The organism is Streptomyces sp. NPDC001507, from assembly GCF_042894765.1.
Lineage (GTDB): Bacteria > Actinomycetota > Actinomycetes > Streptomycetales > Streptomycetaceae > Streptomyces.
This window is the reverse complement of record NZ_JBIAVV010000006.1, coordinates 251,536-271,206: the sequence shown is the minus strand read 5'-3', so window position 1 is coordinate 271,206 and position 19,671 is coordinate 251,536. Positions and strand designations below refer to the sequence as shown.

Below are 19,671 nucleotides of genomic sequence, written 5' to 3'. Positions count from 1 at the left end.
AGCGATACGCGCGCTGCCTAGCGTCAAAGGAGGCCACAGAAAGACGCCAGGAAGGTGCCCAAGACCGTGCAGTCATCAGCCCCGCCCCGTCCGCGAACCCGGTCTCCCTGGACGATCGTGGCCCAGGCGGCGGCAGCGCTCGCCGCGGGGCAGGGGATCGGCAGGTTTGTCTACACCCCCATCCTTCCCCTCATGCACGCCCAGGCCGGACTCTCCTCGGCGCAAGGGGCGAACCTTGCGACGGCGAACTTCATCGGCTACCTCGCAGGTGCCCTGGCCGGCATCGCCGTACCCGCCGTCGTACGGTCGGCCGCGACTCTGCGTGGTTCCTTCGTCGTGCTGGTGGCGACGCTGGCGCTCATGCCGGTCACCCACGACGGCACCGTCTGGTTCCTGCTGCGTCTAGTGGCCGGCGCCGCCAGCGCGTTGATCTTCGTCATTGCCGTCAGCGCGATGCTCTCCGGCCTTCGCGAGCACGCCCACCACCTGGTCGGCTGGGCGTTCGGCGGAGTAGGTGCCGGAATCGCTCTGTCCGGCCTGCTGGTTGTCGCCGTGCAGGCCGCGTCCACCTGGCAGGCGGCATGGTGGACCTGCGCCGCCCTGGCCGGCCTGCTCGCCGCGATCGCCTGGCCCCTGGCCCCACAGCCGGAACCAAGGAGTTCCGAGGCGGCCGGGCAGGCCGAACGCCCCCGCGCCCACCGCTGGTTCCTTGCGTTGCTCGCCAGTTACACCTTCGAAGGTATCGGCTACATCATCGCCGGCACCTTCCTGGTCGCCGCGATCCAGCAGGGAGTTCCGGGCCGTCTCGGCTCCGGGGCCTGGATCGTGGTCGGCCTCGCCGCCCTCCCCTCGTGCGCGCTGTGGACCCGATTGGCCGGCCGTTGGTCCAGGCCGGCTCTGCTGCTCACCTCGCTGACCATCCAGGCGGTCGGCATCGCTCTGCCGGCACTGCTGGACGGTGCCACGCCGGCACTCGTGTCCGCCGTGCTGTTCGGCGCCACCTTCATGGGCGTCAGCACGATCGCCCTGTCCATCGGCGCGCACCTTCAAGTGCCGCGGGCTGTGGCCCTGTTGACAGCCGGATACAGCGTCGGCCAGATCCTCGGGCCGCTGCTCGCCGCCCCGCTACTCAGGCACGGCTACCACCAGGCGCTCCTGCTGGGCAGTGCGTTGGTCGCCGTCTCCGCGGTCGCGGCCGCCGCCGTGTTCGTCCGCTTCCCGCACCACCTCGGCCCCGTGGCTCCGGCGGCCTGACGCTCATACCTTTCAGGAGGAGTTGCCATGAGTACCCTGCTCTCCGACCTCGGAGCAGACCTTCCCCTCATCGCGGCGCCGATGGCCGGAGGACCCAGCACGCCCGCTCTGGTCACCGCCGCCGCTCGGGCGGGCGGCCTGGGTTTCCTGGCCGGGGGGTACAAGACCGCACAAGCACTCGCCGGGCAGATCCACACCACCCGCGTAGAAGGCGTCTCCTTCGGTGTCAACCTCTTCGCCCCCAACCCGCTCCCCGCGTCCCGGGAGGCGTACCGGCGCTACGCGCGGGAGGTACAGGCGGAGGCCGATCGCTACGGCCTCACGCTGCCCGAGGAGCCGATCGAGGACGACGACCACTGGACGGACAAGATCGACCTGCTCACCTCCTCTCCCGTCCCCTGGGTGTCCTTCACCTTCGGCATCCCGGACCGCGTGGTCGTCAGCGCCCTGCGCAGGGCCGGGAGCACCGTTCTGCAGTGCGTCACCTCGGCCGACGAGGCACGTCGAGCGGCTGACGCCGGGGTCGACGCCCTCATCGTGCAGGCACCCGCCGCCGGCGGGCACTCGGCCACCCTCACTCCGGCACAGCCGCCCACGCCGGTCCGGCTGCCCGACCTGATCGCCGGAGTGCGTGGCGCCGTCTCGCTGCCCCTCATCGCCACCGGCGGAATCACCACCGCCACCGATGTGGCAGGCGCGCTGGATGCGGGTGCGCATGCCGCCATGGTCGGCACCGTCCTGCTGCGCACGCACGAGAGCGGGGCGTCCGCACCGCACAAGGCGGCCCTGGTCGACCCGGCCTTCCCCACCACCGTCGTCACCCGTGCCTTCACTGGGCGACCTGCGCGTGCCCTGCGCAACCACTTCACCGACCGGTACGACGCGATCGCCCCGGCCGGTTACCCCGCTCTCCACCACCTCACAGGCCCACTCCGCAAGGCCGCCACCGCAGCCATCGACACACGGCTGATCCACCTTTGGGCCGGAACCGGGCACCGGGAGGCGAAGGCCGAATCCATCGCGGACACCTTCGCCCGGCTCGTTGACCAGCTGTGAGTCCTGCGACAGGCGCACCGTGCCCGGCGTCAGCGGCGCGGCTGGCCGCGGACGCTCGCCGCCGAGCGGGACCCGTCGAGAACAAGATGATCCAGAGAACCGTCAACACCACGGAGGTATGACATGGCCACTGAACTGGTCCCCGGCAACACCCTGATCACCGCTTCTCCGTAGGAGGGCCGCGAGCTTGCCTCAGGATGGCCCGGCTGGTCATCAAGGCCACGCAGCCCGACGGCGCGGTGCGCGAGCAACTGCGCCCCGAATACGCGCAGGACGCAGACTCGCTGATCTCGATCGCTCATGTGGTCGCGGTGGAGTTCGCGACGATCGCGGCAGCGAACGACTACTGGCGCTGACCGAGCGCCGCAGATTTGCGCCGCGCGCGTGCTGAGGTTGTAGGCCGCCAGGACAGGTCGAACTCCGAAGGTTCTCTGTCAGCGATGGACTCCATCGCAACCAATCGTTGGTTCTGAAATCTCGGCGAGCCTACAGTCTCCGCAACGCCGCACCATCGACCTACACCCACCGGGACTGAGTGTGAGAACGAAGATTGGCACGACATGACTGCGTCCCCCATCTCGCCCGGGCCGCTGACCGAGTCTCTCATTGCGCCGTCCGACAATGAGCACCCCCCGGTGGGGAAGTCGTTCATCTTCGCGTTCGCGTTCGCCTACGCGGGATTCTGGATCGCCTGCCTGACACCCGGCACAGTCTCCCTCGCACTCAAGGTCCAGACCCTGGTCGGCTCCAAGGACGCCGCAAGCACCTTGAGTGCCGTTGTCGGTGTGGGCGTCCTCCTGCCCCTGCTGCTGATGCCGGTCGTGGGGCGCTTGAGCGACCGGACGACGGCACGCATGGGCATGCGCCGTCCGTACCTTCTCGCCGGCGCGGCCGGAGTCGTCGCGCTCGGAGCGGTGATGGGGCTCGCCCCGAACGTGCCCGTGCTGCTCGTCGCGTTCGCGCTGTACAGCGTCGCGGCGAACCTGATCGGTACCCCGCTGCTCGCGGTCATCGCCGACCGGGTGCCGGTGCACCAGCGTGGCCTCGTGTCGGGTCTGGTCGGTCTCACCCTCCCGCTGGCGGTGATCGGCGGTACGTTCATCGTCCAGGCCGTCGCCACCGACACGCTGCTGATGTTCCTGCTGCCGCCGCTCATCGCGGCCGTGAGTGTCCTGGTCTTCATCGCCCTGGTCAAGGATCGCCGGCTCGCCAAGGACGCCCTCACACCGAAACTGTCGGTGCGCGAGATCGCGGGGACCTTCTGGGTCAACCCGGTCCGGCACCCTGACTTCGCGTGGGTCTGGCTCGGCCGTCTCCTCTTTGTGATCGGTTACGGTTTCCTCACCACCTACCAGGCGTTCTTTCTGCTCAACCACCTCGGATCCAGCCAGAACGAGGTGCCACGGCAGATCTTCGTCGCGAGTCTGGTGCTGTCGATCACCACGATCCTCACCAGCGTCACCGGCGGGAAGCTGTCGGACCGCCTCGGCCGCCGGAAGGCTTTCGTGCTGGCCTCCGCGGCGATATACGGCGTCGCGCTGATCATCGCATCGCTGGTCACGGGGTTCAACGGTTACCTGGTTGCGATGGCCGTCGCGGGCATCGGCTACGGGGCATTCCTCGCCGTCGACCTCGCACTGGTCACCGACGTTCTCCCGGACCCGGCGAACGCGGGCAAGGACATGGCGGTCTTCAACATGTCCAGCACGCTCGCCAACGCCCTCGCTCCCGCGGCGGCTCCGTTCATCCTCCTCCTGGGCGGCGGGTCCTACGCGACGCTGTTCGCCGCCGCCGGCGCTGTCGCCATCCTCGGTGGCCTCGCGATCCTGCCGGTACGGCGCGTCCGCTGACGCCTGTCCTCTGCACTGCCCTTCCACGCACCCTCAAGGACACACATGCCGATCGACCCGGCCCTGCAGCCGCTTCTGCCCTTCGGTCATCCTCCGAAGGTCATCGAAGACCCTGAGCTCTTCCGGGCGCAGATGAACCAGAACAACGACGAAGCATTCGACACGTTCGGCCGTCCTGGTCCGAGCGTCGCCGAGCGCCGGGTCCTGAACATCGATTCGGCCGGCAAGAGCGTGCAAGCGATCCTGTACCGGCCGGCCACCGCCGGACCCCATCCGGTCCACATCTTCCTGCACGGTGGAGGGTGGGTGATCAACAGCGCCTTCTCGAAGGACTCGGAGGCCGTCACCCGCCACCGCAGCGTGCACGCCGACTGCATCGTGATCTCCGTCGACTACCGCAAGGCACCCGAGCACCCCTTTCCGGCGCCTGTGCACGATGTCATATCGGTCGTCAACTGGGTCATCGACAACAGCGCCGAGATCGGCGCGCTCCCCGGTGCGATCACCGTCGGCGGCCAGTCGTCGGGCGCCAACATCGCCGCCGGAGCGACGCTCCTGCTGCGCGACCAGGGACGGGACGACGTCGCCCACCAGCTCCTTGAGGTGCCCGTCCTGGACCTGACCCACAGCCGCCCGAGGGAAGAGGGCGACGAGTTGCCGCTGTCGATGACCGACGTACGCACGTTCTGCGCGCTCTACCTCGGGGACAGCGGCAAAGCCGATGACCCGATCGCCTCCCCTTTGCTGGCCGCGGACCTCACGGGGCTCCCTCCGGCGTACATCGCGGTAGCCGAGTACGACGTACTGCGCGGTGATGGCGAGTGGTACGCGCAGCGACTGGGCGAGGCAGGTGTCCCCGTCGAGCTGTACCTGGGGGAGGGGCATGTCCACATGTCCCCGTCCATGACCGGGCTGCTGGCCTCGGCGCGGGCGTGGCAGGAGGCGTCGACCGCGGCGCTGCGGACGGCCAACTCGCGGTTGCGCGACTCGAATCGGTGACCGTACGACGGCCGGGCGGCGCCTCGTCTCCGACCTCCAGGCGGTCGCGATGCCCACGACCCACAGCACGAGCCGCTCGATCGCAGCCAGCCGGTATCCGATCGCCCACGACCTGGAAGCGTCCACACCCCGAGCTTCCGGGACCCGACGATCCACGGCTGATTCCCCCATCCCTCTGAGGAGCCACACATGACCACCACAGCAACCCACATCGACCACTACATCGACGGCCGCCTCGACGACCGTGGAGCACAGGACCGCAGTGAGGTGTACAACCCGGCGACCGGCCAGGTGACCGGCCTCGTCGCCCTGGCAACGGCCACGGACGTGGACGCGGCGGTACGGGCCGCCGCCGAGGCGTTCGAGACCTGGTCCGTCACCCCACCGCACATCCGGGCCCGCATCCTGTTCCGGTTCCGAGACCTGGTGGAACGGGAGGCCGACCGGCTGGCCGCGATCATCACGTCCGAGCACGGCAAGGTGCTCGACGACGCCAAGGGCGAGGTTATCCGTGGGCTTGAAGTCGTCGAGTTCGCCTGTGGCATCCCTCAGCAGCTGAAGGGGGAGTTCTCCGAGAACGTCGCCCGCGCAGTGGACGCGGTGTCCCTGCGCCAGCCCCTCGGCGTGGTCGCGGGCATCTCACCGTTCAACTTTCCCGCCATGGTGCCGATGTGGATGTTCCCCGTCGCGCTCGCCTGCGGGAACACCTTCGTGATGAAGCCGTCGGAGAAGGACCCCACCCTCAGCGTCGAGCTCGCCAAGCTGCTCACCGAGGCCGGTCTGCCCAAGGGCGTGTTCAACGTCGTACACGGCGACAAGACCGCGGTGGACGCCCTCCTCGCGCATGACGACATCGAGGCCGTCAGCTTCGTCGGCTCCACGCCCATCGCCGAGTACGTCCACCAGACGGCCACGGCCAACGGCAAGCGCGTCCAGGCGCTCGGCGGCGCCAAGAACCACATGGTCGTCATGCCCGACGCCGACCTCGACCAGGCCGTCGCCGCACTGATGGGCGCCGCCTACGGCTCCGCCGGCGAGCGGTGCATGGCGATCTCGGTCGTCGTCCCCGTCGGCGAGGACACCGCCAACGCCCTGCGGGAGCGCATCGTCGCCGCCCTCGCCGACCTCAAGATCGGCCCCGGCACCGACGACGGAGTCCAGATGGGCCCCCTGGTCACCAAGGTTCACCGGGACAAGGTGGCCGGCTACCTCGACGTGGGCACCGAGGAGGGCGCCGAGCTGGTCGTCGACGGCCGCCAGACCGCGCTTCCCGGGCACGAGGGCGGCTTCTTCCTCGGCGGCTCCCTCTTCGACCACGTCACCCCGGACATGCGGATCTACCGGGAGGAGATCTTCGGCCCGGTGCTCTCCATGGTGCGCGCCCAGTCGTTCACCGAGGCGCTGGAGCTGGTCAACGACCACGAGTTCGGCAACGGCACGGCGATCTTCACCGCCGACGGACACACCGCGCGCACCTACCTGGCCAAGGTCAAGGCGGGCATGGTCGGCGTTAATGTGCCCATCCCGGTGCCCATGGCCTTCCACTCCTTCGGTGGCTGGAAGCGGTCCCTGTTCGGCGACCACCACATCCACGGTCCCGAAGGCGTGCGCTTCTACACCCGCTACAAGACCGCCACCACCCGCTGGCCCAACGACAGCCAGGTGCGCGCGGACTTCGCGATGCCGACCCATTCCTGAGCGTTCACGCAGACCCGATGTCGTCAGCCGGACGGGCGGCATCGGTCCGAGTCCGCGGGACCGACGTCGCGAAGCCACGAGCTGTCCTGCCCCCGGTTCACCATGGAGGTTGCTCATGAACCAGTCGGCCTCGGCCCGCCCCTCGCGCGCACCGACCGACCGAGGACAAGGGAGCGCTGTCAGAGGGGCCGGTCCCGCGGGCGGCGTCCCCGAAGCCGGGGAGTTCGCGAACCCCCTGGAGAAACTGTCCCTCGAACAACTCCGCCGGCGCGGGAGTATGAAATGGCGCACTCACCCGGCGGATGTCCTGCCCTTGTGGGTGGCGGAGATGGATGTCCGGCTCGCACCGGCGATCGTCAACGCGCTGCACGAAGCCATCGAGACCGGTGACACGGGGTACCCCTTCGGAACCGAGTTCGCCGAGTCGCTGGTCGCCTTCGCCTCCCGGCGCTGGAATTGGGACGGAGCATCGGTCGACCGTGCCGCCGTGATCCCGGACGTGATGATGGGCGCGGTCCAGGTGCTGCGTCTCATCACTGACCCTGGGGACCCGGTCGTCGTCAACTCTCCCGTCTACGCCCCGTTCTACGCCTTCATCACCCATGGCGACCGCCAGACCATCGAAGCGCCGCTCGGTCAGGACGGCCGGATCAGCCTGGAGACGCTCGGAGAGACGTTCCGGCGAGCCCGGGAACGGAACGCAAAGGGCAAGATCGCCTACCTCCTCAGCAATCCGCACAACCCCACCGGCGCCGTCCACACCTTGGAAGAGCTCACCGCCGTGGCCGAGTTGGCTCGCCGGTACGGGGTCCGTGTCGTCGCCGACGAGATTCACGCCCCGCTCGTGCTCCCCGGCGCCAAGTTCACGCCCTACCTGAGCGTGCCCGGCGCCGAGAATGCCTTCTCGCTCATGTCAGCGACCAAGGGCTGGAACCTCGCCGGAATCAAGGCGGCGCTCGCCCTCGCAGGGCCGGAGGCAGTTGCTGATCTGCGCCGGATGCCTGCGGAGATCCACCTCGGTGCCAGCTATCTGGGCGTCATCGCTCACACGACGGCCTTCCGCCACGGCGACGCATGGCTCGACGCGTTGCTCGCAGGGCTTGCCGCGAACCGGACCCTGCTGGCTGAACTCGTCGCCGAGCACCTGCCGGGGGTCGGATTCACCAGGCCGGAAGGAACTCACCTGGCCTGGCTCGACTGCCGCTCACTCGGCGTCGCCCAGGAAGAGAGCGGCACAGGTCTCGTGGCCGTCACCGACCTGGCCGGACCGGCCAGGCTGTTCTTCGAGCAGGGCAGGGTGGCCCTGTCCTCCGGTCACATCTTCGGAACTGGAGGAGCCGGGCATGTCCGCCTGAACTTCGCCACCCCTCAGTCGATCCTGACGGAGGCGATCACCCGGATGGGACGCGCCGCGGCGCTCCACGCGGACGAGCGGCTCAGCCTTGCGTCGACGCGCCGACAAACCCAATCTCGCGGCCATCCCACCAGACAAAGCCGAAAGTAATGATCAAGAAGACCTGGACGCTGGCCCAGGAACGAGAGCCTCTGCCATGCCCACTTCCTCCCGCCCCGACGCCCCGGACAACCCTCACCGCACACCGATGCTCGTAGAAGGCTTCGGCCTGGACCAGAGACTCCGGCTGCCGGACATGACCTCCTTCCTCACTCCCGAGGCCGACCTGTTCTCCGTCTGGCATCTGGGCATCCCTGATGTCGCCACCGACAGATGGTCATTGACGGTCGGCGGAGCGGTCGCCCAGCAGCTGACCCTGTCTCTCGACGACCTGCGAGCCCTTCCCCAGACAGAGATCACCTCGGTGCACGAATGCGCCGGCAGCCCTCTCGCACCGTCGATCCCCCAGCGACGGGTGGGAAACGTCCGCTGGGGCGGAGTCCGCCTCAGCGAACTCCTTCGCCTCGCCGGGCCGGACGACGGGTCGGTCTATGTCATCTCCACCGGCCTCGATCACGGTGTGTACGACTCCGCGTACCACGATCACTACGAGAAGGACCTCCCCCTGGACAAAGCCCTGGACGGAACCACCCTCGTCGCCCTCACCGTGAACGGAGCCCCACTGCCCGCACGCCGCGGGGGACCGGTCCGCCTCGTCGTACCCGGCTACTACGGCACCAACTCGACCAAGTGGCTGACCTCGCTCACGGTGTCGGACCGTCGCAGCACCGGCGCCTTCAACACGAAGTACTACATGGACCCGCCAGCAGACGCCTCAGCACAAGCCACCCCGGTATGGGATCTGGCACCCAACTCCTTTCTCGTCGCCCCCGTCGACGCAGGCGTCCATGCCGGCAAGCCCGTCGAGATCTGGGGCTGGGCCTGGGCACACGAGCCCGTGACCCGCGTCGACGTCAGCGTCGACGGCGGGCAGACGTGGACACCGGCCCAGGTCACATCCCGCACGGGACACGCCTGGCAGAAGTTCACCCTTGCCTGGACGCCCTCTTCGGTCGGCGAACACATCCTCGCCTGCCGCGCCACGACACGCTCGGGCGCGACACAGCCCTCGACCCCGCGCCGCAACCGCATCCACCAGCGGGTCGTCTTCGTCACCCAGGAGTAGCCATGGGCAGTACCGTCACCGTCACCGCGGCACACCTCGAACCCGTCCTCCTGAACAAGCGGGACACCGTCCGCAAGACGATCGACGCGATCGGCGAAGCCGCCAGCAACGGCGTCCAGCTCCTCGCCTTCCCTGAAGGCGCATGCGGTGATGTCCTGGCCCTGGACATGTCCTGCAGCGACGGCCTCATCGCCGCCCGTCGAAGGAACTGGCCGTCCAGCCCACCCAGTGTGGCCGGTCGTGGGTGAAACCGTGCAGGAATCATGGGGAAAGTGCGGCAGCCGGCCCTCTGAGCCGTATATGTGCGGGGTCCTGTGAGGACACGCTGCGCTCTGGCGCGTACTTCTGGACCTGGACGACCAGCGCGAGGTCATCCGTGAGGTGGCCGACGAGGCCGGCGCCCAAGGGTTGCTCTTGCCGTTGGTGAGCCCTGATCGCGCCGCTCGCCTTTGTGCGCTGTTGTGCTCTGCCAGGATCAGGTTCGGGGTGTTGCGTGAAGGGGATTGAGCATGTCCTGCGGTTCCTGAGTGGTAGAGAGATCGGGGCGGGAGGATGGGCGGGTGCTGTCCCGGGTCCGGGGTCTGACTCATGATTTCTCTGACCGAAGTGTCTCGATCACACGGTGTCGGCCGTTGGCCAGGGATGGTGCGTTGTCGGTGCCGGGCTGGCGGGGTGTGTCCCGATAGGGGCTTGCCGATAGTTGTGGCGTCCTCACGATTCTGACCGTCTGACGCGGCCCGGTACCGGCGACGCCACACGTCATCGGACCGGAAGGGAGGAACGGAACGGGCATGTCCAGTTTGACCGTGCTCAGTACGTCGTCGGTTCCGCGGACCCGCCGCCCTGCGGGGGAGGTGGTGCTGGGAGTGGATACGCACCGGGATGTTCACGTGGCTGCGGTGCTCTCCGTGTCGGGGGCAGTCCTTGCCACCGATGAGTTCCCGGCCACGGCGGCCGGCTACCGCGATCTGCTGAAGAGCGCCAAGAAGTGGGGAACCGTGAGGCGGGCCGGGGTGGAGGGGACCGGCTCATACGGAGCGTCGTTGTCTCGTTATCTGCTGGCCCAGGGCGTGGACGTGTTTGACGTGAATCGGATGGACCGGGCGGATCGTCGGCGGCATGGCAAGTCGGATCCGCTCGATGCCCAGAATGCGGCGCGAGCTGTGTTGAGCGGGCGGGCCTCGGCTCGGGCCAAAGCGGGCGACGGGCCGGTGCAGATCGGCAGGATGTACAAGCTCACGAAGGCGTCGGCCGTCAAGGCCCGCACCCAGGCCATCAATCAGCTCAAGGCCGTCCTTGTTACTGCTGATCCCGTCTTACGGGAAGAACTGGCCGGACTGGGCAATGCCGAACTCTTCCGTACCTGCGCACAGTTCACCGATGCGCGTGGTCGCGAGGAGGTCGGCGAGGAGTCGGTGCTGCAGGCCACCCGGATCACGCTGGGCCTGCTAGCTCACCGGATCGGCCAGCTCTCCGAGCAGATTCGGGACGTGGAGGCTCGTCTTGCCCGGCTCGTGGAACGGCATGCCCCGCAGCTTCTCCACGTGGTGGGGATCGGTCCGGACACGGCGGTCGCTCTGCTTATCACGGTGGGGGACAACCCGGAACGGCTGGACAGTGAGGCGTCGTTCGCCGCGCTGTGCGGTGTCAGCCCTGTCGAGCGCTCCTCGGGACGCCGGCAGTTCCGTCGCCTCAACCGCGGTGGCGACCGGCAGGCCAACGCCGCGCTGCACCGCATCGTGTTCACCCGCCTGCGGGTCGACCCGCGCACTCAGGGCTACTACGAGCGCCGGATCAAGGAGGGCAAGACCCGGCGCGAAATCGTCCGCTGCCTCAAACGCTACGCTGCGCGGGAGGTCTTCCACCTGGTCAAACAACTACAGCCAGCACCCCGCTCATAGGGGCTGTCGTGACAGATGAGAGGCTCAGACGGGTGAGCGAGACACCACCGAACACCCTGCAATACCGCTTTGACGGGCCAGAAGACGCCCCGGTCCTGATCCTCGGTCCCTCACTGGGTACCACATGGCACATGTGGGACCGGCAGATCCCGGAGCTGGTCCAGCAGTGGCGCGTCTTCCGCTACGACCTGCCGGGGCACGGCGGCGCCCCGGCGCACCCGGCCGGTTCCGTGACCGAGCTGACCGCCCGGCTGCTGGCCACGCTGGACTCCTTCGGTGTGCAGCGCTTCGGCTACGCGGGCTGCGCGCTGGGCGGAGCCGTCGGAGTCGAGCTGGCGCTGCGGCACCCGGAGCGGATCGCCTCGCTGGCGCTGGTCGCCACCTCGCCCCGGTTCGGGACGCCGGACGAGTTCCGGCAGCGCGGCGTGATCGTACGGACGAACGGCCTCGACCCGATCGCCCGGACCTCGCCCGAGCGCTGGTTCACCGGCGGGTTCGCCGCCGCCCAGCCCGCGATCACCGAGTGGGCCGTCCAGATGGTCCGCACCACCGACCCCGGCTGCTACATCGCCGCCTGCGAGGCGCTGGCCGGCTTCGACGTACGGCACGAGCTCGCCCGCGTCGGCGTACCGACTCTCGTCCTGGTCGGCTCCGACGACCAGGTCACCGGCCCGGCCGAGGCCCGCACCCTGGTCGCCGGGATCCCCGACGCCCGGCTCGCGGTCGTGCCCGGCGCCTCCCACCTGGTCCCGGTCGAGCAGCCGGCCGCCGTCACCGACCTGCTGGTGCGGCACTTCTCCACCGCCTGGCAGCCCGCCTACGACTCGACCACCGGACAGATCGCCATTCCCGGCCGCGCCGGTCAAGCCGGTGCTGTCCGCCGCGCCCCAGGCCGTGCCGCAGGTCGCGCCCCAGGTGGCGCCGATAGCCGAGATCGCCCCGGCCGTCGTGGCGCCGCAGCCGTTCGGGCGGCCCGACCCCTACGAGGCGGGGCTGAAGGTCCGCCGGGAGGTGCTCGGGGACGCGCACGTGGACCGGGCGCTGGCGCAGGCCGACGAGTTCTCCGGAGACTTCCAGGAGTTCGTCACCCGCTACGCGTGGGGCGAGATCTGGGACCGGCCGGGTCTCGACCGGCGCTCGCGCAGCTGCGTCACGCTCACCGCGCTGGTCGCGGGCGGCCATCTGGAGGAACTGGGCTTCCACCTCCGGGCCGCGCTGCGCAACGGCCTCACCCCGGCCGAGATCAAGGAAGTGCTGCTCCAGGCGGCGGTGTACTGCGGGGTACCGGCCGCGAACAGCGCGTTCCGGGTCGCCCAGCAGGTCATCCGCGAGGAGACCACCCCCGAGGGCTGAGCGGGGCAGGATGGTGACCATGAAGCTCACCAAGAAGTCCCACGCGTGCGTGCGCCTCGAGAAGGACGGGCGCACGCTCGTCCTCGACCCCGGCGGGTTCAGCGAGCAGGACGCGGCCGTCGGCGCCGAGGCGATCCTGATCACCCACGAACACGCCGACCACTTCGACGAGGGCCGGCTGCGGGCCGCCCTGGACGCGAACCCCGGCGCCGAGATCTGGACCCTGAAGTCCGTCGCCGACCAGCTCGCGGCGGCCTTCCCGGGCCGGGTGCACACCGTCGGCCACGGCGACACCTTCACCGCCGCCGGCTTCGACGTCCAGGTGCACGGCGAGCTGCACGCGGTGATCCACCCGGACATCCCGCGCATCACCAACGTCGGCTACCTGATCGACGGCGGCAGGGTCTTCCACCCCGGTGACGCCCTCACCGTCCCCGGCAACCCCGTCGAGACGCTGATGCTCCCCGTGATGGCGCCCTGGAACAAGATCTCCGAGGTCATCGACTACGTCCGCGAGGTGAAGCCGCAGCGCGCCTACGACATCCACGACGCCCTGCTCACCGACCTCGCCCGGCCGATCTACGACCGCCAGATCGGCGCCCTCGGCGGCGCGGACCACCAGCGGCTGGCGCCGGGGGCCTCGGCGGACGTCTGAGGCCGCAGGAGACGCGAGGCGGGAGCAGACGCGAGGCCAAAGGTGCGGGGCCGGACGTCCGAGGGCCCGTTGTCAGAGGCGCCCGGTAGGTTGTGGAGCATGCGCATCGCGACCTGGAACGTGAACTCGATCACCGCCCGCCTGCCGAGGCTCCTGGCCTGGCTGGAGAGCAGCGGCACCGACGTGCTCTGCCTCCAGGAGGCCAAGGTCGCCGAGGCACAGTTCCCGTTCGAGCAGCTGCGCGAGCTGGGCTACGAGGCGGCGGTCCACGCGACCGGCCGGTGGAACGGCGTGGCGGTGCTGTCGAAGGTCGGCCTGGAGGACGTCGTCAAGGGCCTGCCCGGCGACCCGGGCTACGACGGCGCGCCCGAGCCCCGCGCGATCTCGGCGACCTGCGGGCCGGTCCGGGTCTGGTCGGTGTACGTGCCCAACGGGCGCGAGGTCGACCACCCGCACTACGCCTACAAACTCCAGTGGTTCGAGGCGCTGAAGGCCGCCGTCGCCGGGGACGCGGGCGGCAGCCGCCCCTTCGCGGTGCTCGGCGACTACAACGTGGCGCCGACGGACGACGACGTCTTCGACGTGGCCGCCTTCGAGGGACTCACCCACGTCACCCCGGCCGAGCGCGCCGCCCTCACCGCCCTGCGCGAGACCGGCCTGAGCGACGTCGTCCCGCGCCCGCTGAAGTACGACCACCCCTACACCTACTGGGACTACCGCCAGCTCGCCTTCCCCAAGAACCGCGGCATGCGCATCGACCTGGTGTACGGCAACGAAGCATTCGGCAAAGCCGTGAAGGACGCCTATGTCGACCGAGAGGAGCGCAAGGGAAAGGGCGCTTCCGATCACGCTCCGGTGGTGGTGGACCTCGAGGTGTGAGTGTCAACCTGGGACCATGAACATCCCCTTCCTGGGTAACAGGCACGGCAAGCCCGGTGACGTCCCTCACCACGCCGACCCCGATCTGCTCGCCGAGTGCGAGCTGCTGCGCGCCCAGGCGGCCGAGGAGGGTGTCACGCTCGACGACACCCCGGCCTCGCTGGAGGCCCTCGACCAGTTGCTCCCGCGCTGGCGGGACGACGAGGAGACCCTGACCTGGCTCGGCACCGACGCCGGCCTGTACCTGGGCACCGTCCTGACCCGGACCGTGACCGGCGCGGAGTGGGAGATCCGGGCGGACGGCGAGCCCGTCGTACGGCTGTCGTCCGGGCGGGAGTTCGAGGTCGTCGAGGCCGGTCACGACTGGGCGGCGAGCGGGGTCCCCGAACTCTCCCAGCTCTACGCGGAGGTCGCCGAGGCCTGAACCGCGGTGACCCCTTCGACAAGGGCGGCAATAAAGATGGCATAAATACGGCTAATGCCCGAAAAGTGCGTGTCGTGCCTTAAGTCCACTCCCGGCTGGATAGTTTGCGGCAACCACGACACAGCTGAGAGCGGGTAGGGCTGCGGATGGCCGTCGATCCTCTGATCGAACTGCGGGACGTCAACAAGTACTACGGCGAGCTCCATGTCCTCCAGGACGTCGATCTCACCGTCGGCAAGGGAGAAGTGGTCGTCGTCATCGGCCCCTCGGGGTCGGGGAAGTCGACGCTGTGCCGGACGATCAACCGCCTGGAGACCATCGAGTCCGGGACCATCACGCTCGACGGCCGGCCGCTGCCCCAGGAGGGCAAGGCCCTCGCGAAGCTCCGCGCCGAGGTCGGCATGGTCTTCCAGTCCTTCAACCTGTTCGCCCACAAGACGGTCCTGCAGAACGTCTCCCTCGCCCAGGTCAAGGTCCGCGGGCGCCCGAAGGAACAGGCGGACCGGCGCTCGCGCGAACTCCTCGACCGCGTCGGCCTGTCGGCGCACGCCGGGAAGTACCCCGCACAGCTCTCCGGCGGCCAGCAGCAGCGCGTCGCCATCGCCCGCGCCCTCGCCATGGAACCCAAGGCCCTCCTCTTCGACGAACCGACCTCCGCCCTCGACCCCGAGATGATCAACGAGGTGCTGGAGGTCATACGGCAGCTCGCCCGGGACGGCATGACCATGGTCGTCGTCACCCACGAGATGGGCTTCGCCCGCTCCGCCGCACACCGGGTCGTCTTCATGGCCGACGGCCGCATCGTCGAGGACCGCACCCCGGAGGAGTTCTTCACCGCCCCGCGCAGCGAACGCGCCAGGGACTTCCTGTCCAAGATCCTCAAGCACTGAGCGGGGAGCACCACCCATGGTCCGTACCACCCGTGTGCCCGCGGCCCTGGCCCTGTTCACCGCACTGATCGGCGGCGCCGGTGCCGCGTTCGGCGTCGCCGGCTGCGGCAAGGAGGGCAGCCCGCCGCGGAAGGGCCCCGCGGCCGGCACGCTCCCCGACTACCGCGTCGCGCGGGGCTTCCGGCTGCCGGCCTCCCCGACCTGGACCCGGGCGAGGAAGCGCGGCCACTTCGTCGTCGGCGCCAAGGAGGACCAGCCCTACCTCGGCGAGCGGGACCCGGCCACCGGCGTCTACTCGGGCTTCGACATCGAGATCGCCAGGATGATCTCCGCCTCCCTCGGCCTCGCCCCGAAGACCGTCCGGTTCCGGACCATCGCCTCCGCCAACCGCGAGACCGCCCTGCAGAACGGCCAGATCGACTACTACGTCGGCACCTACACCATCAACGACAACCGCAAGCGGCTGGTCGGCTTCGCCGGCCCGTACTACATGGCGGGTCAGTCCCTCCTCGTCCGCCACGACGAGAACGACATCCACGGCCCCCAGGACCTCGCCGGCAAGCGCGTCTGCTCGGCGGCCGGGTCGACGCCGTACCAGCGGATCAGGGCCGAGTACCCGAAAGCGGTCCTGGTCGCCTACGACACCTACTCCGTCTGTGTCGACAACCTGCTCACCTACCAGGTCGACGCCGTCACCACCGACGACGCCATCCTCATCGGCTACGCGGCGAAGGCCCCCGGCGAACTCAAGGTGGTCGGCAGGCCCTTCTCGAAGGAGCCGTACGGCATCGGCGTCCCCCGCGGCGACACCGCCCTGCGCTTCGCGATGGACGACGCATTGGAGGCACGTGAGAAGAACGGCGACTGGAAGAAGGCGTACGAGGCGACGCTCGGCCTGTCCGGCGTACCCGCCCCCACGCCGCCCCCGATCGACCGCTATCCGGCGAGCTGAGCGAGGACGGCATGAACGTACTGACCGACAACTTCCGTACGTACGCCGAGGGTTTCCTCGGCACGCTCGAACTGACCGTCTACTCCTCGGCGCTGGCCCTGCTCCTCGGCTTCGTCATGGCGTCCTTCCGGGTCGCGCCCGTCGGCTCCCTGCGGGCCTTCGGCACGGCCTGGGTCACCGTGCTCCGCAACACCCCGCTCACGCTCCTGTTCTTCGCGGTGCTGCTCGGCCTGCCCCGCTTCGGACTGGTGCTGCCCTTCAAGGTGTTCGCGGTCCTCGCCCTCGGCTGCTACACCTCCGCGTTCATCTGCGAGGCGCTGCGCTCCGGCATCAACACGGTGCCACGGGGGCAGGGCGAGGCGGCCCGCAGCCTGGGCATGACCTTCGGTCAGACGCTCCGGCTGGTGATCCTGCCCCAGGCGTTCCGGTCGGTGATCCCGCCGGTCGGCTCCACCCTCATCGCGCTCGCCAAGAACTCCGCGATCGCGGGCGCCTTCAGCGTCACGGAACTCCTCGGCACCTACCGGACGCTGAGCGAACTCGGCTACAACATCGTCTGGACCTTCGTGTGGATCGCCGTCGGCTACCTCATCCTCACCCTCGCCATCAGCGCCCTGTTCCACCTGATGGAGCGCACCTGGGGAGTCGCCCGATGACCGAGGCCACCGCGCTCTACGACATCCCGGGACCCGTCACCAGAAGGCGGCACACGGCCTACGGCGTCCTCGCGGCCGTCGTCATCGTGGCCCTGCTCGCCGGGATCCTCCACCTCCTCTCCGCCGCCGGCCAGTTCACGTCCACCAAGTGGATGCCCTTCGCCTACGAGGGGATCCAGGAGCTCCTCCTGCGTGGTCTCGGCAACACGCTCAAGGCCTTCGCGACGGCCGCCGTCCTCTCCCTGGCGCTGGGTGGACTGCTGGCCACCGGACGGCTCTCCGAGCACCGGCCGGTGCGCCTGCTCGCGACCGTCGTCGTGGAGTTCTTCCGGGCCATGCCCGTCCTGGTCATGATCTTCTTCGTCTTCGTGGCGCTGCAGGTCCGGCCCCTGCCCGCTCTGGTCACCGGACTCACCCTCTACAACGGCTCGGTGCTCGCCGAGGTGTTCCGCTCCGGGGTGAACAGCGTCGAACGCGGCCAGCGGGAGGCCGCGTTCGCGCTCGGCATGCGCAAGACGCAGGTCATGTCGTACGTCCTGGCGCCCCAGGCCGTCCGGGTCATGCTGCCCGCTGTCATCAGCCAGCTCGTGGTGGCCCTGAAGGACACCTCGCTGGGCTATCTCATCACCTACGAGGAGTTCCTCCATGCCGGGAAACTGATCGCATCCAACCTCGACTACGATTTGCCCTTCATCCCCGTGGTGATGGTGATCTCGCCGATCTACATCGGGATGTGCATGTTGCTCTCGTGGTTCGCCGGCTGGGTGGCCAGGCGGGAGCGGCACAGTCCCAGGACCGGGGCCGCCGAGGTGGCCCCGGCCGAACCAGGGACGCTGCTGCCGTAGGGGCAGCAGCCAAAGGGCCAGGCCCGGCCGGCGGCAGCCGGAGATCACTGCTCGCGCAGCGGGACGGACACGTACGACGGGTCGTCCACCGGCGAGGAGAAGGTCAGCTGCGCGCCGGACGGGTTGTGCTCGATGTAGAGCGGGTCCACCGTGTCGATCACCAGCGCGAGCCGGTGCCCGGCGGGCACGTCGTAGGCCGTGGAGAACAGGTCCAGGTCCACGTCGAACGCCTTGCCGGGCGTCCGGCCGTGCCAGGTGTACGGCGCGTTGGTGACCAGCTTGCCGAGGCCGAGCGGCCCCACGTCGTAGAGGTAGGCGATCAGGGTGCCGCTCTCCGCGGTCGGGGTGAGGGTGGTGTGCAACCGGGCCGTGCCGCGCACCTGTTGGGTGCCGGTGTATTGCCCGGACTGCCAGACGGCGGCCCACCGGCGGGGGAGCAGCGGGATCGAGGCGACCGGCGGCAGCTGGGCGACCTGGTCGAGGATGCTGGACAGGAAGACGATCCCGCCGTCCGCGCCCGAGTCGACGTTCGCGTGCACGGTGGCCGTGCCCGCGAGGTCGATCTTCCGCCCGGTGGCGCCGACCGACTTCCAGTCCGGATAGCCCTCGTAGCCGCCGGTGGAACGGGACTTGAGCTCAACCGGCTGCTCGCGGTCGATCCCGTTGTCCGCGCCCTTGAGGTAGTGGTCGAACCAGCGCCCGGTGTCCGTCCACACGTCGTTGGGCAGCCCGAACAGTCCGGTCAGCTCTGCGGTCGCGTGGTCGCCGGGGCGCAGTTCGAGCCGCTTGGGGCCGGTCAGCCGGCCGTAGAAGTCGGCGATCTGGTTGGGCGGGAAGACCGTGTCGCCCCAGGCGTTGGCGAGCATGATCGCCGCGCCGTTCTTGTTGATCTGGTCGACATAGGTCGTGGCGGAACGTTTCTTGCCCCAGTCGATCAGTTCCTGTTCGTTGGACAGGTCGGAGGCGAAGAAGTCCTTGAAGACCTGGCTGGTCTCCGCGCTCGGGCGGCCGGTGACCTGGCCGACGCCGTCGAGGAGGGCGGTCGCCTCGGAGTGCTCGGTGCGGCCCGAGTAGATCGAGTCGATCAGGTCGGCCCAGCCGCTCAGCGAGGCGACCGCCTTGATCCGGTTGTCGTGCGCGGCCGCCAGCAGGCTGATGCCGGCGCCGTACGACACGCCCGCCATGCCGATGTGCCCCGCGTCGGACGGGGTGTTGGCGAGCGCCCAGTCGATCACCTTCGACGCGTCGGCCACGTCGGGCGGCCCCGCCACTTCTATCCCGCCGCCGGACTGCCAGAACCCCCGGACGTTGTAGGCCACCACGACGTAGCCGGAGTCGGCGAGCTTCTGCGCCTGGGCCAGGTACTGGACCTGGGGGAAGCCCCAGCTCGTGGGCATGACGAGCAGCGGGTAGCGGTGCGAGCCGTCGGCGCCCGCGGGCGTGACGACGTTCGCCTTGAGCGTCGTGCCGCCGTCCCCGGTGATGTCGACGAACCGGACGCCGTTCCCGGCGGCCTGGGCGGCGGGCGTGAACCCGAGGACACCGCCGGCGATCAGGGTCGCGGAGACCGCCCCCACGGCGGTCGTGCGCAGGGCGTTGCGATGGGTTCCCATAGGTCACTCCCCGTCTGTGTCAGAGCAAAGTGACCCGACGGTAACCGCGACTCCCTACTGCAAGTAA

At 69.3% G+C, this 19,671-nt stretch carries 18 protein-coding genes and 1 pseudogene; 18 read left to right on the top strand and 1 reads right to left on the bottom strand.

Features of this window, described 5'->3' with window-relative positions:
- Positions 1–66 precede the first annotated feature (66 nt).
- The 18 genes and pseudogenes from ACFY0K_RS21255 to ACFY0K_RS21170 all read left to right on the top strand — a co-directional run bounded on the left by ACFY0K_RS21255 (position 67) and on the right by ACFY0K_RS21170 (position 17,991).
- Complete coding sequence (locus tag ACFY0K_RS21255; RefSeq protein WP_390641118.1) at positions 67–1,254, top strand: YbfB/YjiJ family MFS transporter; 1,188 nt, start codon at positions 67–69, stop codon at positions 1,252–1,254.
- Between the two features lie 27 nt (positions 1,255–1,281).
- A complete protein-coding gene (locus ACFY0K_RS21250; RefSeq protein ID WP_351962018.1) occupies positions 1,282–2,310 on the top strand; it encodes a nitronate monooxygenase in 1,029 nt (342 codons plus the stop codon).
- 197 nt (positions 2,311–2,507) lie between these two features.
- Positions 2,508–2,666 carry a hexameric tyrosine-coordinated heme protein gene (locus ACFY0K_RS21245; protein ID WP_390641117.1) on the top strand — a complete coding sequence of 53 codons (159 nt, stop codon included), beginning with the start codon at positions 2,508–2,510 and terminating at the stop codon, positions 2,664–2,666.
- 279 nt (positions 2,667–2,945) lie between these two features.
- A complete protein-coding gene (locus ACFY0K_RS21240; protein ID WP_351962019.1) occupies positions 2,946–4,160 on the top strand; it encodes an MFS transporter in 1,215 nt (404 codons plus the stop codon).
- Positions 4,161–4,205: 45 nt separating this feature from the next.
- Entirely contained in the window at positions 4,206–5,159 is a 954-nt protein-coding gene (locus ACFY0K_RS21235) for an alpha/beta hydrolase (protein WP_351962020.1), read from the top strand.
- A gap of 189 nt (positions 5,160–5,348) precedes the next feature.
- A complete protein-coding gene (locus ACFY0K_RS21230) occupies positions 5,349–6,857 on the top strand; it encodes a CoA-acylating methylmalonate-semialdehyde dehydrogenase (protein WP_351962021.1) in 1,509 nt (502 codons plus the stop codon).
- 277 nt (positions 6,858–7,134) lie between these two features.
- Complete coding sequence (locus tag ACFY0K_RS21225; RefSeq protein WP_390641381.1) at positions 7,135–8,361, top strand: MalY/PatB family protein; 1,227 nt, start codon at positions 7,135–7,137, stop codon at positions 8,359–8,361.
- Positions 8,362–8,407: 46 nt separating this feature from the next.
- Positions 8,408–9,436 (top strand): molybdopterin-dependent oxidoreductase, encoded by a 1,029-nt coding sequence (locus ACFY0K_RS21220; protein ID WP_390641116.1) that lies wholly within the window; start codon positions 8,408–8,410, stop codon positions 9,434–9,436.
- Between the two features lie 2 nt (positions 9,437–9,438).
- A complete protein-coding gene (locus tag ACFY0K_RS21215) occupies positions 9,439–9,684 on the top strand; it encodes a hypothetical protein (RefSeq protein ID WP_351962023.1) in 246 nt (81 codons plus the stop codon).
- 543 nt (positions 9,685–10,227) lie between these two features.
- Positions 10,228–11,337, top strand: coding sequence for an IS110 family transposase (locus ACFY0K_RS21210; RefSeq protein WP_351962024.1), 1,110 nt, complete (start codon positions 10,228–10,230; stop codon positions 11,335–11,337).
- Positions 11,338–11,369: 32 nt separating this feature from the next.
- Positions 11,370–12,690: pseudogene (gene pcaC, locus ACFY0K_RS21205) on the top strand (4-carboxymuconolactone decarboxylase).
- 19 nt (positions 12,691–12,709) lie between these two features.
- Positions 12,710–13,345, top strand: coding sequence for an MBL fold metallo-hydrolase (locus ACFY0K_RS21200; protein ID WP_388598696.1), 636 nt, complete (start codon positions 12,710–12,712; stop codon positions 13,343–13,345).
- A gap of 99 nt (positions 13,346–13,444) precedes the next feature.
- Positions 13,445–14,224 carry an exodeoxyribonuclease III gene (locus ACFY0K_RS21195; RefSeq protein ID WP_390641115.1) on the top strand — a complete coding sequence of 260 codons (780 nt, stop codon included), beginning with the start codon at positions 13,445–13,447 and terminating at the stop codon, positions 14,222–14,224.
- Positions 14,225–14,240: 16 nt separating this feature from the next.
- Positions 14,241–14,648, top strand: coding sequence for a DUF6278 family protein (locus tag ACFY0K_RS21190; RefSeq protein WP_351959986.1), 408 nt, complete (start codon positions 14,241–14,243; stop codon positions 14,646–14,648).
- A 146-nt stretch (positions 14,649–14,794) separates the two neighbouring features.
- A complete protein-coding gene (locus ACFY0K_RS21185) occupies positions 14,795–15,538 on the top strand; it encodes an amino acid ABC transporter ATP-binding protein (protein ID WP_390641114.1) in 744 nt (247 codons plus the stop codon).
- A 16-nt stretch (positions 15,539–15,554) separates the two neighbouring features.
- A complete protein-coding gene (locus ACFY0K_RS21180) occupies positions 15,555–16,490 on the top strand; it encodes a glutamate ABC transporter substrate-binding protein (RefSeq protein WP_390641113.1) in 936 nt (311 codons plus the stop codon).
- Between the two features lie 11 nt (positions 16,491–16,501).
- Positions 16,502–17,146 carry an amino acid ABC transporter permease gene (locus ACFY0K_RS21175; RefSeq protein WP_351959983.1) on the top strand — a complete coding sequence of 215 codons (645 nt, stop codon included), beginning with the start codon at positions 16,502–16,504 and terminating at the stop codon, positions 17,144–17,146.
- Entirely contained in the window at positions 17,143–17,991 is an 849-nt protein-coding gene (locus ACFY0K_RS21170) for an amino acid ABC transporter permease (RefSeq protein WP_390641112.1), read from the top strand. Before ACFY0K_RS21175 ends, ACFY0K_RS21170 begins: the two co-directional genes overlap by 4 nt.
- A 44-nt stretch (positions 17,992–18,035) precedes the next feature.
- On the opposite strand, the gene ACFY0K_RS21165 is transcribed toward ACFY0K_RS21170, so the two are convergent.
- Complete coding sequence (locus ACFY0K_RS21165) at positions 18,036–19,604, bottom strand: CocE/NonD family hydrolase (protein ID WP_388598700.1); 1,569 nt, start codon at positions 19,602–19,604, stop codon at positions 18,036–18,038.
- Between the last annotated feature and the right edge of the window lie 67 nt (positions 19,605–19,671).

Bases quoted from the DNA above. Each gene is read 5' to 3' on its own strand.
- ACFY0K_RS21250 (WP_351962018.1), top strand. From the start codon at position 1,282: ATGAGTACCCTGCTCTCCGACCTCGGAGCAGACCTTCCCCTCATCGCG.
- ACFY0K_RS21245 (WP_390641117.1), top strand. From the start codon at position 2,508: ATGGCCCGGCTGGTCATCAAGGCCACGCAGCCCGACGGCGCGGTGCGC.
- ACFY0K_RS21235 (WP_351962020.1), top strand. From the start codon at position 4,206: ATGCCGATCGACCCGGCCCTGCAGCCGCTTCTGCCCTTCGGTCATCCT.
- ACFY0K_RS21230 (WP_351962021.1), top strand. From the start codon at position 5,349: ATGACCACCACAGCAACCCACATCGACCACTACATCGACGGCCGCCTC.
- ACFY0K_RS21225 (WP_390641381.1), top strand. From the start codon at position 7,135: ATGAAATGGCGCACTCACCCGGCGGATGTCCTGCCCTTGTGGGTGGCG.
- ACFY0K_RS21220 (WP_390641116.1), top strand. From the start codon at position 8,408: ATGCCCACTTCCTCCCGCCCCGACGCCCCGGACAACCCTCACCGCACA.
- ACFY0K_RS21215 (WP_351962023.1), top strand. From the start codon at position 9,439: ATGGGCAGTACCGTCACCGTCACCGCGGCACACCTCGAACCCGTCCTC.
- ACFY0K_RS21210 (WP_351962024.1), top strand. From the start codon at position 10,228: ATGTCCAGTTTGACCGTGCTCAGTACGTCGTCGGTTCCGCGGACCCGC.
- ACFY0K_RS21200 (WP_388598696.1), top strand. From the start codon at position 12,710: ATGAAGCTCACCAAGAAGTCCCACGCGTGCGTGCGCCTCGAGAAGGAC.
- ACFY0K_RS21195 (WP_390641115.1), top strand. From the start codon at position 13,445: ATGCGCATCGCGACCTGGAACGTGAACTCGATCACCGCCCGCCTGCCG.
- ACFY0K_RS21190 (WP_351959986.1), top strand. From the start codon at position 14,241: ATGAACATCCCCTTCCTGGGTAACAGGCACGGCAAGCCCGGTGACGTC.
- ACFY0K_RS21185 (WP_390641114.1), top strand. From the start codon at position 14,795: ATGGCCGTCGATCCTCTGATCGAACTGCGGGACGTCAACAAGTACTAC.
- ACFY0K_RS21180 (WP_390641113.1), top strand. From the start codon at position 15,555: ATGGTCCGTACCACCCGTGTGCCCGCGGCCCTGGCCCTGTTCACCGCA.
- ACFY0K_RS21175 (WP_351959983.1), top strand. From the start codon at position 16,502: ATGAACGTACTGACCGACAACTTCCGTACGTACGCCGAGGGTTTCCTC.
- ACFY0K_RS21170 (WP_390641112.1), top strand. From the start codon at position 17,143: ATGACCGAGGCCACCGCGCTCTACGACATCCCGGGACCCGTCACCAGA.
- ACFY0K_RS21165 (WP_388598700.1), bottom strand. From the start codon at position 19,604: ATGGGAACCCATCGCAACGCCCTGCGCACGACCGCCGTGGGGGCGGTC.